Source organism: Ekhidna sp. (assembly GCF_965212185.1).
Classification (GTDB): Bacteria; Bacteroidota; Bacteroidia; order Cytophagales; family Cyclobacteriaceae; genus Ekhidna.
The window spans coordinates 1,337,670-1,353,431 of record NZ_OZ243102.1 but is presented as its reverse complement, the minus strand read 5'-3'; the positions used below and the strand labels follow the sequence as shown (position 1 = coordinate 1,353,431).

Here is a 15,762-nt window from a genome sequence, read left to right as displayed (position 1 = left end):
GAGACCCACGTTAATGGACTAAATGCATCGCTGGACACCAATCATATTTGTTCTTTTATTTCCAATGCTGCTTTCGGCTCAGGTTTTAAGTAGTAAAGGGCGATTTAGTGTCGAATTTGACAAAGGATGTGCACCCATGACTGTAAATATTACAGAGCTCGACACTTTTGGTGATGTTACTCGCCAATATTACTACTTTGAAGGAGCTGACATTACCAATAATCAAACCTTTTCGTATCAAGATCCTGGAGTTTATCAAATAGTGCAGGTAGTAGGTGTTGATGGAATTGATGATAAAACCGACACCCTTTTTGTAGAAGCCTTGACTTCCTTAAAACCTCAGGTTTTGTATAGTAAATGTAATGGCCGGCAAATCTCTGTCACTTCCGCTGACACTTATTACGATAGCATTCGTGTTTATTTTACTTTGAATGATTCAGTAACATTAATTAATGGTCAGACTGGATCCTTTACATTCTCAACCAACGATTCTCAGGTGGTTGCTTTGAAAGGCCTTTTTCAAAACGCAGATGAAATATGCTCAACCTTCTTTGACAATATAGCTCCAATCCCAGTGTTAGAATCACCGGAGATAGTCAACGCCTCAGTAAAAGAAACATGTAAAGATCTTTTTACACTTTATCTGGAATTAGATTCAATAGATTCACTGATCAATTATCGAATCAATCTTATTCAACCCTCTCCCATTCTATTATTTGATGGATATCTATCAGAGTCAACAATTGTCCTAAATGACATTCCTTTTAATAGACAAAACTACTGTGTGAATATAGAAGCTTATGATCCATGTAACGACACATCAGATTTCAGTGAAAACTTTTGTGCCGAATCTAATGATTTATCGCTTTCACCATTTGAGTCAATGTATTCAATTTATACAGGTTCTGGCATTTACATTAATCTCGATGAGGTTGGGAGTGGTAGTTTTAAAATATTTAGGAGGCTTGATCAAGGTGAATTCGAAGAAAGGTCTAACCAGACAGGCTCCTTTACAGATCCAGTTGGGTCTAAAGCAAGGCGATATTATTATCAGATAGATTATGTAGATAGTTGTAACCAAATCCTCTATTCAGCGGAAACAAATCCACCTTTAGTAGAGGTCGATAATGTAAATACTAACACATTTAATGTATCCTTTATTCCTCCAAATAATTCCATCCAGGAATTAGGCGTCAATGAATATCATACTGGTAATGATTTTTCAAAAACCAGTGGTGAAATCACACAATCCAATTTTACAGTACAACTTGATGCAAAAGATGGCAGTCCAAGACAATTTGTTAGTGCTTCAACCACATACGCATCAAATGGAATCACATTAAATTCCAACGCTGTAACTGTTAGACATGAGTTGGTGGTTTATGTTCCCACCGCTTTTACTCCTAATGGTGATGGGCTAAACGACACGCTTGAGCTCTTTGGATTGCCAACAGAAATTGCGACCACAAAGATCTATTCGAGGTGGGGTCAACTTATTTATAGCTCAGATCAAGCATCTCCAGGATGGGATGGAACAATCGGAGGATCTGCTGCAAATGAGGGAACTTATCTTTATGAAATCACCTTTGAAACTTCAAGCGGAGAAATACGCACACAAAAAGGTACTTTTGCATTGATAAAAAAATAGAAGGATATGTTCGATATGATGAAAATGATGGGCAAAGTGAAGGAGATGCAATCCAAAATGAAGGAAGCCCAGGATCAGTTAAAGGATATAATTGTGGAAGGAGAATCAGGTGGAGGTTTGGTGAAAGCTACAGCTAACGGAAACAAAGAATTGATTGGGTTGGATATCGATAGCTCACTAGTGAATGAGGCTGACAAGGATATGATGAGAGATCTTATTGTTGCTGCAGCCAATAAAGCCATTCAAGAAGCAGACATTAAAGCAAAAGAGCATATTAAAAAATCCACCGAAGGTCTAATGCCCAATATTCCTGGGATGGATTTATCAGGAATGATGTAAATGATCAAGACAGCAGTCGTCATACTCAATTACAATGGGAAAGCTTTTCTCGAAAAGTTTTTACCACTAGTAATCAAGTATAGCTCTAGCGCAGAGGTTATAATTGCAGATAATGCTTCGACTGATGGGTCGATTGATTTTATAAAGGCCGAATATCCTGATCTTAAACTAATAGCGCTTACTCAAAACCTCGGTTTTACTGGAGGCTACAACCAGGTCTTAGCAGATATAAAATCCGAATACTATGTGCTCCTTAATTCAGATGTGGAGGTGACTGAAAATTGGCTAGACCCAATGGTTACTTTTTTAGACAATAATCCCCATTATGCTGCATGTCAACCCAAGATAAAAGACTACAACAATAAAGATTTATTCGAATATGCGGGTGCGTGTGGTGGGTTTATTGATTTTCTGGGTTATCCATTTTGCAGAGGTCGGGTGCTAGATCACCTTGAAATGGATACCGGCCAGTACGATCAGTCCATTGATATATTTTGGGCATCAGGAGCGTGCATGATGATAAGAAGTAAAATTTTTAAGGAGGCAGGTGGATTTGATGATGACTATTTTGCCCATATGGAAGAGATTGATCTTTGCTGGAAAATACACAGCCATGGTTATGGCGTAAGAAGCATTCCCCAATCAACAATTTATCATGTTGGTGGTGGTACACTTGACAAGACGAATCCATTCAAAACCTATCTTAATTTCAGAAACGGCCTAAGCCTTTTGATAAAGAATCTTCCAGCAGACAAGTTGCTGTTGAAACTTCCAGTTCGTATTTTCCTTGACTGGGTTGCTTCAGTCAAATTTTTAATTGAAGGAAAACCTAAACATTCACTTGCGGTAATAAAAGCTCACCTGTACATGGTTGCTAATTTTCGACGAACCCTCAGGAAAAGGACCATTACTTCAAGTACTCCAAAATCAAAATTGCTAATTTTTGAATACTACTTAAAGAATAACAGGAAGTTTAGCGAAATCTAATAGTACCACAAAGTATTATTTCTTCTCCTTAGATGCTTTCTAAAATTCATAATGAAAGCAAGGCCTAAATAAATAATAACAGGTGATCCGAAAGTCAAAAAAGAGCTATAAATGAAGAATAAACGAATACTGGAAGTAGGAATACGTAGTTTTTCACCGAGACGAGTACAAACCCCAAAAGCATATTTTTCCAGAAAGTCTTGCATATTCATTCTTTTACAGACGCAAAGATAAACAATAGAAGTTTTAGATAGTTACCTCAATTGTGCATTAAAATCATATTTTCGATTAATTTTGCGAGCACTATAACTAAGAATTATACTATTTATTGTTTGTACAATTAAAAAAACTGAATCAAATGAAAAAATTTAACCTAGCCATTGCTTTAGCTGCGGGAGTAATATTACTCTCAGGTTGTAAGCTTGATAAAATTATAAAATTGGCTCAGGAGAATGATCTACAGGTGGATCCTAATCCACTTGAGGTACACGGCGGTAACGTTCCTTTCGAAATGAGCGCTGTTTTGCCTCCTAAAATTCTTCCAGCGAACACTAGCTTTACACTAAACACGCTTTATGTGTATGGCGATCAGGAATTAAGTGTTGGATCTATTGAATTCAATGCTTCTGACTTTCCTAACAGTTCAACAACGACTTCTCGGAAGTCAACTAACTTCTCATTCCCATATCAAGTAGGAATGAACCCTGGAACATTATATGTTCAAGGAGTAGCTACAGACACCAGAAATGGTAAGTCAAAATCTACTGAAAGATTGGCTGTTGCTCAGGGATTAATCATGACTTCTGGTTGGGTGAAAGATGTAGCAATGGTTTCTTATGCAGAGCATGGCTATAATGACAAGGAAGAGTTAGTTCCTACAAACGTTAGCTTTTACTTTGATCAAGGAAAATCTAACCTTAGAACTTCTTTAAGCTATGATGGTGTTTCTAACAGATCTAAAAGAGATGAACTGAGTGGATTCATTGCTGAGAAAAATGTAACAAGAACGGTTACAATCACAGGTACTCACTCTCCTGAAGGAACAGAAACAATCAACACCGACCTTTCTGAAGATCGTGCAAAAGAAATCGAGAAATTCTACAGAAACAGAATGGATCGTTACGATTACAAAGGTGCTGCTGATTCAATTGATTTTATCCTTAAGCCGGTAATCCAGAACTGGACTGCTTTCAAAGCTGCTTTAGCTTCTTATGATGGCATCTCCGCTGAGGAGAAAAGAGATTATAACAACATCATTAATGGTTCTGGATCTTTCGTTGAGAAGGAAAAAGAAATGCAAAAGCTTTCTACTTACAAAAAAGTATTTAACGATGTGTATCCAGGTTTGAGATCAGCTAAAACAGAAGTATTAACTGTGAAGCCTAAAAAATCAAATGCTGAAATTGCTGTGTTAGCAAAAGCGATTGTTGATGGTTCAGCTGATGCGGACACTTTGACAATCGAAGAGCTTATGTTCAGTGCGACACTTACTCCATCTCTTGAAGAAAAAGCAGCAATTTATAAGGCTGCTGCTGACAAGTCTGGAATGTGGCAAGCACATAACAACCTTGCTGCTGCTCATATCGAGATGGCACTTAGAGGTGATGATTCTAAATTAGATGGTGCTGCAACTCAGCTTGAGATTGCAATGAACAAAATGAGTTCTGCTGGCGAGGTACAGTCTAACATGGCTGCTGTTCAAATCCTTCAAGGGGATTATGCTGCTGCTTACGAAACACTTGGAAATGTCAGCTCATCTTCTAACGATATCAATGGAAGAGTAAGCGCAATGAAAGGTGCCGTTGAAGTTAGAATGTCAGAGTATGACAAAGCGAAAGCGTCATTTGCTTCTGCAACTAACAGCGAAAATGTTATGATAGATAGAGGTCTTGCTCATCTATTGAGTGGAGATTACAGCATGGCAGATGCGGAATTTAAGCAAGTAGATAGAGCGGATGCTTACTACCTATTAGCAGTTTCTTCTGCAAGACAAAATAATGCTTCTGGAGTAGGTTCTAACCTTAAGAAAGCAGTTGATGCTGAGCCTTCATACAAGGACATGGCATTGAATGATCTTGAGTTTGCAAACTATGCTGATGCTGTTAACGAAGCAGTGAAGTAATTCAAATAGATTCAGAATATATAGAAGCCCTGCCTTATGGTAGGGCTTTTTTTATGCGTATAGGCAAATACCATGATTAAATGCTTATTGAAAGCTCCATAATCATTCATTCATCATTAATTTAGCAGACCTAAAACACGACTTGTACAATGAGAGAAATCCAATTTAGAGAAGCCCTGGGAGAAGCAATGAGTGAAGAGATGAGAAGGGATGATACAGTTTACTTAATGGGCGAAGAAGTGGCAGAGTACAATGGAGCCTACAAGGTTAGTCAAGGAATGTTGGATGAATTTGGGCCAAAACGAGTAATCGATACGCCGATTGCTGAACTTGGTTTCGCTGGTGTAGGTGTTGGTTCTGCAATGAATGGCCTTCGACCTATTATTGAATTTATGACATTTAATTTCTCTCTTGTAGCGATTGATCAGGTGATAAACAGTGCTGCAAAAATGCTCTCTATGTCGGGTGGTCAGTACAGTGTTCCAATTGTATTTAGAGGACCAACTGGTAATGCAGGTCAACTGAGTCAGCAACACTCTCAAAACTTTGAAAATTGGTATGCAAATACACCTGGACTTAAAGTAGTAGTACCATCCAATCCATACGATGCTAAAGGATTATTAAAAACTGCAATCAGAGATGAAAACCCTGTTATCTTCATGGAGTCAGAATTGATGTATGGAGATAAAGGTGAAGTGCCTGAAGAAGAATATTTACTCGAAATTGGTGAGGCAAATATTGTACGAGAAGGATCTGATGTCACACTTCTATCTTTTGGAAAGATGATGAAAGTAGCCAATCAAGCTGCTGATGAATTAGCTAAAGAAGGTACAGACGCTGAAGTAATAGACCTTCGCTCTGTAAGACCCATTGATTATCACACCATTGTTGAGTCGGTAAAGAAAACCAATCGATTGGTGATCGTCGAAGAAGCCTGGCCGCTAGCCTCCATCTCTTCAGAAATCAGTCATCATGTACAGCGAAATGCGTTTGATTGGTTAGATGCCCCTGTGCATAGAATCACAAACAAAGATGTTTCTCTTCCTTATGCCCCAACATTAATTGAAGAAGTACTTCCAAACGTTGAGCGAACCATTGAGGCAATCAAAGCGGTCACTTATAATAAGTAGGATTACAAAGGTATTTCAATAGTGAACCTTGTAAGGCTAGGTTCACTTTCTACCTTCAATAAATAGCCAAGCTTTTGAGCAATCTTATAGCTTAACAATAAGCCGAGCCCGGTACCTTTCTCCTCGAGAGTTCCTAACTTATTTATATTTCTATCCTCGTCGAAGAGGCTTTTTATTTCTTCATCAGATAAACCAACTCCATAATCTTCTATAGAAAGCAATATTCTATTTTGATCTTCAACACCATTAATCTTTATTTGAGAATTAGGATAGCTATATTTTATTGCATTCCGAATAAGGTTCAATAGAATGACTGTCAGCATTTTAGGGTCACCGATAATGTCATGTGCTATGACATTAATATCCATTGTGAGCTTCTTATTGCTCAGTTCTTTTTTGTACTTACCCACGGCCGAATCTACTAGGTCAGAAATATTAAAATATTCTTGATGTAGATATAAATCCTCGAACTGAAGCTTAGACCAGTAAAATGTATTATCTAAAAGCTGAATCGTTTCCGTTACGTTTTGATTTAACTCATCTAAATATTCCCCAAAACCATTATCATCCGTTCTACTCTCAGGGCGAAAGTGATTAAACAATGCCTTTAGTGTAGTAAGTGGTGCTCTTACATTATGAGCCAAGAGATAGAACATTTGATCCTTTTTCCTATTTAGGTTTTTCAAGTGCTCAGAAGATTTCATTAGCTGAAGATTCTGCTCTGAAATTTCCTTCGTATGTTCCTGAATTTTAGATTCCAGAAATTTTTTCCGTATCTCAACCTTATTTATTCGACGATAAATCAATAGGCCTATCACCGCAGATATCAAAGCACCAACTAAAAACCGGAACCACCATGTTTGCCAAATGCTCGGCTTAACTCTGATAAACAATGAGATTGGTTTATCGAGCCAAATTCCGTCATTATTTGATGCCTTCACTTGAAATACATAATCCCCAGGTTTTAAATTGGTATATGTAGCATTTCGCACTTCTGAATTAGTGTAAATCCACTCTTCTTCAAATCCTTCTAACCGGTAAGCATACTTAATATCTTCCGGACTTATAAAATCTAATGCAGTAAATCCGACAGTAAAAACATTATGAAAATGACTTAAAGTAATCTTGGATGAATCTCTAATAAGCCCATTAATTGGAGCTTCTCCACCCATGACCTTTTCGTTAGGAGAAACAGGTCTATTGAAAATTTCCAATTCTGTAAAGGCCAAATCAGGAACAGAAGTGTTGTCAATAATACTATCCGGATAAAAAAAGGTGAGTCCATTGACACCTCCAAAGAATATTTCACCGGACTGGCATAATAAATAGGAGTTGGAATTAAACTCATTAGATTGAAGACCATCATTCACATTATATGTAGTAAACTCTTGAGATGATAAGTCATAACGATTAATACCATAATTCGTACTAATCCATACGTGTTGATTTGTTGGGATTGAAGCATAAGTTACATTATTGCTTAACCCATCTTTCTTACTAAATATTTTATACGATAAATCATTTCGATCGAGCCTTATTATCCCATTTCCATAAGTCCCAACCCATAAAAATCCTTGTTTATCTTCACTAATGGTGGTTAGCAAGAGAGGAAATTCAGCCTCATTCGTTTCTTTAACTTTTTCCCAATCTGTAGTGCCTTTAACAAGTCTATTAAGCCCTCCCCCATATGTTGAAGCCCAAATATTCTTATCAGAGTCCTCAAATATGTTCATCACATTATTACTTGATATGGATGTGGTATCCTTTGGATTATGAAAATAATGGGCAACTGATGCGAGTGTTTTTGGATCAATAACTGAAACACCTCCACCCAATGTTCCCACCCATATGTTTCCATCACTTAAAGAAGCAATACTTCGTACTCGATTCTCTAAAATGAGAGCATCTGGATTTGTATCATCAGCGTAATATGTGTTTAGACTAAAAGCTGGCATTTGAACTCTATTGAGTCCATCGTTTGTGCCAATCCATACATTATTTAACTGGTCTGTGGTTATCGCTTTAATATCGTTACTACTTAATGAGCTATTATTAATGAGTTGATTTTGAAGAGACTGATAGGTCATATTGGTACGATCAAAAAGTGTCACTCCCTTGGAGGTTCCAATCCAAATGATTTGACCTCTCTTCATTAAGCCACGTATTCGGTTGCTTGTCAAACTTGACTGACCCGGATTAGATCTAAGTAACCCAAATTTTTTTCCCGATTGTCGAATTTTAAAAAGTCCCGTTTCTTGTGTGCCGATCCAAATATTTTTGTCTTTATCTTCAAATATTTCACCAACGGTGATACTCTCAAAAGCAATTAAACTTTCTTCACCGTTTGATTTCATTCTTGTAAAACTCATTTTATCTGGATCAAGGATGTAAACACCTTCCATATGTGTCCCTATCCACAATTGTCCTTTACTGTCTTGAAATATTGATTGTATATCAAAGTAATTAAGTGGTGACGGGTATTTGATAGCTTTTAAACTTATAGAAGTCTTCTCCTCATTGAAGTTAATATTATCTATTTTCAGAGCCCTGACTCCTTCGGTTGTTCCAATCCATATATTTCCATCAAAATAGCTCATACATTGAATGGCTTGTTTACTTTCTTGATTTAGGATATTTATTTGATAGAATTTATCGTCGCTGGCTTTATAAATGAATAGCTCTCCATCGTCTGTACCAATCCAAATAAACCCACGATCATCTTTCACAATAGCCCGGATATGGGCATCCCCGGGGAAAATCGGATCGAGCGTAAACCTTGGTTTCTTTATATCGTCAGCAACTAAAAGTCCACTTTCTGTACCAATGTATATTCTGTCTCCATCAATTAATAGATCATTTACTACACGCCTCAAGTCGATTAGTAATGAATCCTGATCCATGAGAAATCTAGTGAAACGTCCTGTTTTAGTATTGTATTTTGTAAGTCCTATTTGAGTTCCCAGCCATATGTTATCATACTTATCAATTTCAATAGTTTTGATATAGTTATTTGTAAGGGTTGTCGAATCATTCTCGTTGGTTCGATAAATTTTAAAGTCATAACCATCGAATTTATTTAGTCCATCTTGGGTACCAATCCATAGAAACCCTTCTTTATCTTGAATGATTTGTGTTGTCGTATTCTGGGAAAGACCGCTCCTTGCAGAAACATGCTGGATGTTTGGCCTATACTCTTGACCATAGGTCGACAGAAAGGTTAAAACATGGAGCCAAAAAAGACTACCGGATATGCTCTTTAGTAATTGATGCATCATCTTAGATTAAACCAGCTATTAATCCATATGGTTAAACGACAACCTCAAATTACGAAAGTAATGATTGCGTCAGTTCATTCGTTCGATGAAATTCATGTTTTCCACAACAAACATGGATAGGATCTAATGCTACCTCCTAGAAATATTCAAACTAGTCTTTTTTGATAGTTAAAACAGGGATAGAAGATTTCTTGGTAAGCCTGGTTGCAAATGAGTGATTTAAGAACCTACTAAGTCCACCCTTTGCCGATGATAAGACAATAATTAGCCCCGCATCAACTCCTTCAGCATACTCAAGCAATGATTTATTCGGATGGTTGTCTTCTATTACATCAACCATGTAATTTGATAAACCAGCAATTTTCGCAACCTTATTGAGCAATTGCATGGCATCTTCATCGTCTTTAGATTTAGTTATGTCAACAATATGAAGGGTAGAACCCAAGCCATCACAAATTACTTTTACCTTGTGTAATGCTTTTTGAGTATATATTTCATCCTCCATATCAAGACCTAAAACGATATCTTCAATAGGGTGAAATTGCTGATCCTGCAGAGAAATTATTGGTATATCTAGATTGTCAATGAGTTGCTCTGTATGATTTCCACTAAAAAACTCCTGAATACTTTCCTGACCTGTAGTGCCGATCACCACTAAATCGGTCGGATGTTTCTCAATGTAGGTCATGATTCCTTTTAAGAATCCATTTCCAAATTGCTGGCCATTTACAAGCACTTTATCACTGGAATAATCTTGTTCCAACTTTTTTAACTTTTGTCTATTTGCTCTAAATAATTGAGCGTTGTAAAGGGAATCTTCAGAAACACTACCACCACCAGCTTCCCCAGATAAATGAAGAGAAGTATCGCCAAGAGGTATTTCCTCACAATGTAGTAAGGTTACCCTAGCGTCAAGTTTCTCAGCTAAAGACACGGCAAACTCTAATGCATATTCTGATAGATTGGAAAAATCTGATGGCACTAATATATTTTTCATTGGATTGATATTTGGTTAGTACCAAACTACAATGCCTAGCCGATTAGAAACAGGACATATATCAGTTATAAAATTGCTTTTGATCAGATGTTAAAGATTGACAACCAATTATTTCATTCCTCCAAGCATGTTGGCAAGTGCTCGCTTCCCTCCTGACTTATTCATCATCTTCATCATTTTACGCATCTGCTCAAACTGCTTTAAGAGCTGATTTACTTCTTGAATCGACGTTCCACTTCCTTTAGCTATTCGCTGTTTTCGGTTACCATTGAGAATTTCAGGTTGTGTACGTTCTTTTGGAGTCATTGATTTAATGATCGCCTCAATGGGCTTGAGAGAATCATCATCTATATCAATATCTTTGATGGCTTTACCCATCCCAGGAATCATTCCGAGTAGATCTTTCATGCTTCCCATTTTTTTCATTTGCTCCATTTGAGCCAGGAAGTCATCAAATCCAAACTGATTTTTTCGGATTTTCTTATTTATTCTTCTCGCTTCTTCCTCGTCATAATTTTGTTGAGCGCGCTCTACTAAGCTTACCACATCACCCATTCCAAGAATTCTGCTTGCCATTCGATCTGGATGGAATAAATCAATCGCATCCATTTTTTCTCCCGTGGAGATGAATTTGATAGGCTTCTCTACTTCTTTTCTGATGGAAAGAGCTGCTCCACCTCGAGTGTCACCATCGAGTTTTGTCAGAACAACCCCATCAAAATTCAATCGCTCATTGAAAGTTGCCGCAGTATTTACTGCATCCTGACCTGTCATGGAATCGACTACAAATAGTGTCTCTGCTGGATTAACCGCTTTTTTGATTTCAGATATCTCATTCATCATCTGTTCATCAACTGCAAGTCTTCCTGCAGTATCTATGATGACTGATTTCTTGCCATTCTCTTTCGCGTATTTAATGGCATTCTTTGCAATTTTTACTGCATCCTTATTTTCAGGTTCTGCATATACTTCTACTCCTACCTGCTCACCTAGCACTTTTAACTGGTCGATTGCAGCAGGTCTATATATGTCGCAGGCAGTAAGTAAAACGGTTCTTCCTTGCTTCTTTAAATAGGTTGCAAGTTTGCCCGAAAAGGTGGTCTTACCAGAACCCTGAAGACCAGAAATAAGTATGATGTTTGGATTTCCCTCAATGCTTATTGGAACATTGGTTTCACCCATTAGATTAGTGAGCTCTTCCTGAACAATCTTTGTAAGAAGTTGGCCTGGTGAAACAGCTATAAGAACATCTCTGCCTAAGGCTTCTTCCTTAATCTTATCTGTTACATCCTTTGCGACTTTGTAGTTCACATCAGCATCTACTAAGGCCCTTCGTATCTCCTTTATCGTAGATGCGATATTGATCTCGGTGATCTGTCCTTGACCTTTTAGCGTTTTAAACGCTCTATCTAACTTTACACTTAAACTATCAAACATAATTGCTCTTAAAAATCCTGCTGCAAAGGTATAAAATAGTGATTAGTGAATGATAGTTCCTGACAAATGAAACCTTTTATTTAGAAATAAAGTATAACAAGTACCTTGCATAACAAAATACAACCAAAATGAAACGGACAATTTTTACACTAGCGTTACTATTCGCTTCAGCATTTATTGTGAATGCACAAAAAGTGAAGGAAAAAGATATCATAGGCACATGGAAGCTTGTGATTGACATTGAAGAAGAAATGGAAGATGAAGCTGAAGAGGCTGACACCATGCTTGAAGAAGTATTCATAAAAGCAATTTCAGGTTTTGTAGGAGGAATTATGGAAGACATAGAAATCTACTTTGAATTTCAGTCAGACAATGATGTAAAAATCACAGTTCTTGCTTACGATGAAAAGGAAACGGAAACAGGATCCTGGTATATTAACAAACGTGGATATCTTGTTATCGAGGATATTGAAGATGATGATGATAATTTCAATATTAGCACCGATGATGACGAATGGAAACTAATTGATGGTATCCTTGTCAGCGATGAGCATGAGGAGGATCGTACGGTCTATATGACACGTGTAGATTAAGAATGCAATCAAACGCAGGCTATAATGCAAAAGGTAACTATTGATTAGTTACCTTTTTTGATTTGATCCACTCTTCCACGCTGATTTTTCCATTTCCATAAAAAATCATAAATGTAGCTCCGGCTAGCATAGATATCGCTGGATAAATAGTTGGATATGGATCATCTAAGTGAACCAATAGAATAGCGACAATAAAATTGAAGATCATTATCAAACCAGCTTCTTTCACTTTCCATCCAAGGATAAAAAGTATGCCACAAAAAAATTGGGCATAAACAGAAATCACCGCTGAAAATAATGGAAAAGGCATCCCAAATGCCTCAAGAAAATTCCTAAACTCAATCATACGATCCCAAGAAAATATATTATCCTGTGTACCATATATTAAATGGAATCCTACTGTTAGTCTAATTGGAAGATCCGCGTACGGTTTGAGTTTCATCATTTTCAAATAAAGTATCTACAATAACTTTTGCTGCCAGTCGGCTTCCTTTAGGAGAAGGATGAAAACCATCCCTCCCATATAAAGAAAAATCACCGTTTCTATCAAAGTATGCTTTCCAAGCCTCTCCAACTGGACATAGCAATGCGTCATTCATATCGGCGGCATCTTTATGATTCTTAATCACACCTTCAAATGTATAATAGTAAGTTCTTGAAGGCCACACCATGAAATAAACAAGCTTTGCATCATGTTTGGCACATAGCTTTTGTAGTCGAGCTCCATCTTCGATCAGCATTTGTCTTCCCTCCTTTTGTGATGAGGGTCCTTGCTGAACAACTACATAATCATACTTTTCACTTTGAATTAATTTTTGTACTTCACCATCATTCCAATGATCTATGATGGCATAGTTGGGGAAGGCTAGCATTTTAGATTGCACCTTTATCCCTTGACGTTTAGCCTCTTTCTCAACCAACTCAGGTAAATTGTTTGTATAGGTCAAGCTATTGCCAACAAACAATACTTTTGAAGACTGGGCCTTTACAAATTGGATTGATAGGATCAAAAAGGCGAAACAGTAAACCAATCTTTTCATATCACATTAACAATCAAAAAAACCAATGCCCGTAAATAAAAAAGACAGGAAACGAATTCCCTGCCAATCCTCTTTATACTTACTAAAAATTTAATGAATCTTAATATGCCTTCTATTGCAGAATTTTCTTTAAATCAGCAGGAGAATAATTGATGGATTTCAGTGTTTTATTATCTCCAACTCTATAAACAAGCCATTTACCATCTCTTTCTTCGTAATAGGCCTCTGTATCCTTCTCATTTTTGTAATGATCTACGGTTTGCTTTGCCTCCTCTTCGGTTTTACAGGCTTTACTCATATTAGAGCGTTGCACTTCTTCAAATAAATCTCTGAATTTATCACCAAGCCCAAACTCTAGAACCGCACCTGAAAGTACATATTGAATGTCACATAATGCATCGGCGATTTCTACAAGGTCTTTATCTTCGATAGCCTCTTGAAACTCTTTCAATTCCTCAGCTATCAGGGATACTCTTAGTTTGCATCGATCCTCGGAAGGAATTTGAGGAGTGTCTAAAATGGGATGTCTAAAGGTTCTGTGAAAATCAGCTACTTGATTTAAAGGGTCTATTTTATCCATTGATATCTCGTTCTTTTTTTATTGCTCTGGTTAAAAAATAAAGGAATCCACCCACAACTACTGTGAGGATGATTAGCATACTTACAATTGCTCCTGTGCTCATTGCTTTACAAATTTCTTATATAAATATCCATTTAATACTATCCCCACCACCAGGACCATGACCCATTGTGTAATGGTTGACGCATTACTGTATATTCCAAATAGATCCCATTGCCCTTCTTCATTGAACCAGGTTGAGCTAAAATCTTGTGAAAGCCACCAGTATATGAGAAAAAATCCAATCGCAATATTCGCGAAGATGGCGAAGTGAAAATATTTGGATGGCAAGATCATATCTGACCCAACATCTATTGTTGATTCTTTAAACTTAGATGGGTTATTCATGGCTACAGCAATCAAAATAAATAAGCCTGTAACTATTAAGCCAACACCCCAAACCCAATCTTGATTGGAGAAATAATCCAAAGACCATGCGGAGGGAAAACCAAATGCTATGAAGCAAACAATAACCACTATAAGCGTTTTCCTTTTAGAGATATTCAAATCTGCTACGTTCTGTAAAAACAGCTCAATCATTGGCAACAGAGAGCTAAATGCGGCTACAAATAGTGCCAGAAAAAATAAGGCTGATAGATAATCACCTCCTGGAATGTTGGCAAAAAGTTTTGGTATAATGGTAAACGTTAAGGCCTGATTGCCGCTTTGTAAGTATGAAATTGCCTCTGCATCGGATGCGGCTAAAGCAAAAACGGCAGGTAGTATCGCCATGCCAGATAACAATGAAGCTGTATTGTTACCAAATGCCCCAATAAATGTATTAAGAGTCACATCTTCATTGTCTCTGGAAAAGGCTGAAAGCGTCATCATCAATCCCCAACCAGCGCCAGTACTCCACGCTGATTGTGAAAGCGCCTCAATCCATATGGTAGGATTACTAAAAAGCGACCAGTCAATAGCAAACATGTACTCCAGCCCTCTTATACCACCATCCATATTCAACGACACAAATACAATGATTATCAAAAGAATGAATAAGCTTGGTATTAGCAGTTTATTCGCTTTCTCCAAACCATTTTTCACTCCTCTTATTAAAATAAATGCTGCCAGGAAAATAACACAGATGTACACAATAACAGTGGTCCAGTCTCCGTTGGAGATTCCATTCCAAAAATTTGCGAGGTAGTCCGGATTTGATTGAAGCGTCTCTTTTAAAGTGGCATCTTTAAAAATGTTACTTACTGAGAAAGTTAAATATCTAAACGACCAGGCAGTCACAATAGAGTAGTAAAACGCAATACCCAACGTACAGATGGTTATGAAGAATCCCATCCAGGTATACTTCTTACCAGCAAATTGGGCAAAGCTTCCAATCACCCCACTTTTGAATTTTTTACCGATTGCGAATTCAGAGAGCAACAGCGGAATAGACCAAATAAATAGGAACAAAATCCATAAAAGGATAAACGAACCACCATATTGACCTGCAAGTCGAGGAAACCTCCAAAGATTTCCTGCTCCAATGGCCATGCCTAGAGCAGCAAGGACAATTCCCCATCTATTACTAAACTGTTCTTTACTCATATGTTGCGAATTGCATTCTGCGAATCCGCC

15 protein-coding genes are annotated in these 15,762 nt (G+C 37.3%); 6 read left to right on the top strand and 9 right to left on the bottom strand.

What is annotated here, in order from left to right; genetic code table 11:
* The first annotated feature begins 22 nt into the window (after positions 1-22).
* Genes ACOMC3_RS06050 through ACOMC3_RS06040 form a run of 3 tightly spaced genes read left to right on the top strand, consistent with a single transcriptional unit; the run spans position 23 to position 2,974 of the window.
* Positions 23-1,648, top strand: coding sequence for a gliding motility-associated C-terminal domain-containing protein (locus ACOMC3_RS06050; protein WP_420318635.1), 1,626 nt, complete (start codon positions 23-25; stop codon positions 1,646-1,648).
* A gap of 6 nt (positions 1,649-1,654) precedes the next feature.
* Positions 1,655-1,987: a YbaB/EbfC family nucleoid-associated protein gene (locus tag ACOMC3_RS06045; protein ID WP_420318634.1), complete on the top strand. Its 333-nt coding sequence runs from the start codon at positions 1,655-1,657 to the stop codon at positions 1,985-1,987.
* A complete protein-coding gene (locus ACOMC3_RS06040) occupies positions 1,988-2,974 on the top strand; it encodes a glycosyltransferase family 2 protein (RefSeq protein ID WP_420318633.1) in 987 nt (328 codons plus the stop codon). It begins immediately after the preceding gene.
* Here the strand turns inward: ACOMC3_RS06040 and ACOMC3_RS06035 are convergent.
* Positions 2,971-3,186: a PspC domain-containing protein gene (locus ACOMC3_RS06035; protein ID WP_420318632.1), complete on the bottom strand. Its 216-nt coding sequence runs from the start codon at positions 3,184-3,186 to the stop codon at positions 2,971-2,973. The two genes, ACOMC3_RS06040 and ACOMC3_RS06035, sit on opposite strands and share 4 nt — an antisense overlap.
* Before the next feature lie 146 nt (positions 3,187-3,332).
* Between ACOMC3_RS06035 and ACOMC3_RS06030 the strand changes: the two genes are divergently transcribed.
* Together ACOMC3_RS06030 and ACOMC3_RS06025 are read left to right on the top strand one after the other, a co-directional pair.
* Positions 3,333-5,096 (top strand): tetratricopeptide repeat protein, encoded by a 1,764-nt coding sequence (locus ACOMC3_RS06030; RefSeq protein WP_420318631.1) that lies wholly within the window; start codon positions 3,333-3,335, stop codon positions 5,094-5,096.
* A gap of 149 nt (positions 5,097-5,245) precedes the next feature.
* Positions 5,246-6,226, top strand: coding sequence for a pyruvate dehydrogenase complex E1 component subunit beta (locus tag ACOMC3_RS06025; protein ID WP_420318630.1), 981 nt, complete (start codon positions 5,246-5,248; stop codon positions 6,224-6,226).
* Between the two features lie 2 nt (positions 6,227-6,228).
* Here ACOMC3_RS06025 and ACOMC3_RS06020 read toward each other — a convergent pair whose 3' ends face one another.
* The 3 genes from ACOMC3_RS06020 to ffh all read right to left on the bottom strand — a co-directional run bounded on the left by ACOMC3_RS06020 (position 6,229) and on the right by ffh (position 11,935).
* Positions 6,229-9,498 (bottom strand): ligand-binding sensor domain-containing protein, encoded by a 3,270-nt coding sequence (locus ACOMC3_RS06020; protein WP_420318629.1) that lies wholly within the window; start codon positions 9,496-9,498, stop codon positions 6,229-6,231.
* Positions 9,499-9,652: 154 nt separating this feature from the next.
* Positions 9,653-10,498 (bottom strand): universal stress protein, encoded by an 846-nt coding sequence (locus tag ACOMC3_RS06015; protein WP_420318628.1) that lies wholly within the window; start codon positions 10,496-10,498, stop codon positions 9,653-9,655.
* A gap of 108 nt (positions 10,499-10,606) precedes the next feature.
* Positions 10,607-11,935 (bottom strand): signal recognition particle protein, encoded by a 1,329-nt coding sequence (gene ffh / locus ACOMC3_RS06010; protein ID WP_420318627.1) that lies wholly within the window; start codon positions 11,933-11,935, stop codon positions 10,607-10,609.
* Between the two features lie 128 nt (positions 11,936-12,063).
* Here ffh and ACOMC3_RS06005 point away from each other — a divergent pair, with 128 nt between their 5' ends.
* Positions 12,064-12,528 (top strand): hypothetical protein, encoded by a 465-nt coding sequence (locus tag ACOMC3_RS06005; RefSeq protein ID WP_420318626.1) that lies wholly within the window; start codon positions 12,064-12,066, stop codon positions 12,526-12,528.
* Between the two features lie 37 nt (positions 12,529-12,565).
* Here the strand turns inward: ACOMC3_RS06005 and ACOMC3_RS06000 are convergent, their stop codons facing one another.
* From ACOMC3_RS06000 to ACOMC3_RS05980, 5 genes are all read right to left on the bottom strand, one after another.
* On the bottom strand, positions 12,566-12,973 hold the full coding sequence (locus ACOMC3_RS06000) for a DoxX family protein (protein WP_420318625.1): 408 nt from the start codon (positions 12,971-12,973) through the stop codon (positions 12,566-12,568).
* Positions 12,936-13,568 carry an SGNH/GDSL hydrolase family protein gene (locus ACOMC3_RS05995; protein WP_420318624.1) on the bottom strand — a complete coding sequence of 211 codons (633 nt, stop codon included), beginning with the start codon at positions 13,566-13,568 and terminating at the stop codon, positions 12,936-12,938. Before ACOMC3_RS05995 ends, ACOMC3_RS06000 begins: the two co-directional genes overlap by 38 nt.
* 112 nt (positions 13,569-13,680) lie before the next feature.
* Positions 13,681-14,148 carry a hypothetical protein gene (locus tag ACOMC3_RS05990; RefSeq protein WP_420318623.1) on the bottom strand — a complete coding sequence of 156 codons (468 nt, stop codon included), beginning with the start codon at positions 14,146-14,148 and terminating at the stop codon, positions 13,681-13,683.
* Positions 14,141-14,251, bottom strand: a complete 111-nt coding sequence (locus ACOMC3_RS05985) for a MetS family NSS transporter small subunit (RefSeq protein ID WP_420318622.1) — start codon at positions 14,249-14,251, stop codon at positions 14,141-14,143. Before ACOMC3_RS05985 ends, ACOMC3_RS05990 begins: the two co-directional genes overlap by 8 nt.
* Entirely contained in the window at positions 14,248-15,732 is a 1,485-nt protein-coding gene (locus tag ACOMC3_RS05980) for a sodium-dependent transporter (RefSeq protein ID WP_420318621.1), read from the bottom strand. Before ACOMC3_RS05980 ends, ACOMC3_RS05985 begins: the two co-directional genes overlap by 4 nt.
* Positions 15,733-15,762 lie beyond the last annotated feature (30 nt).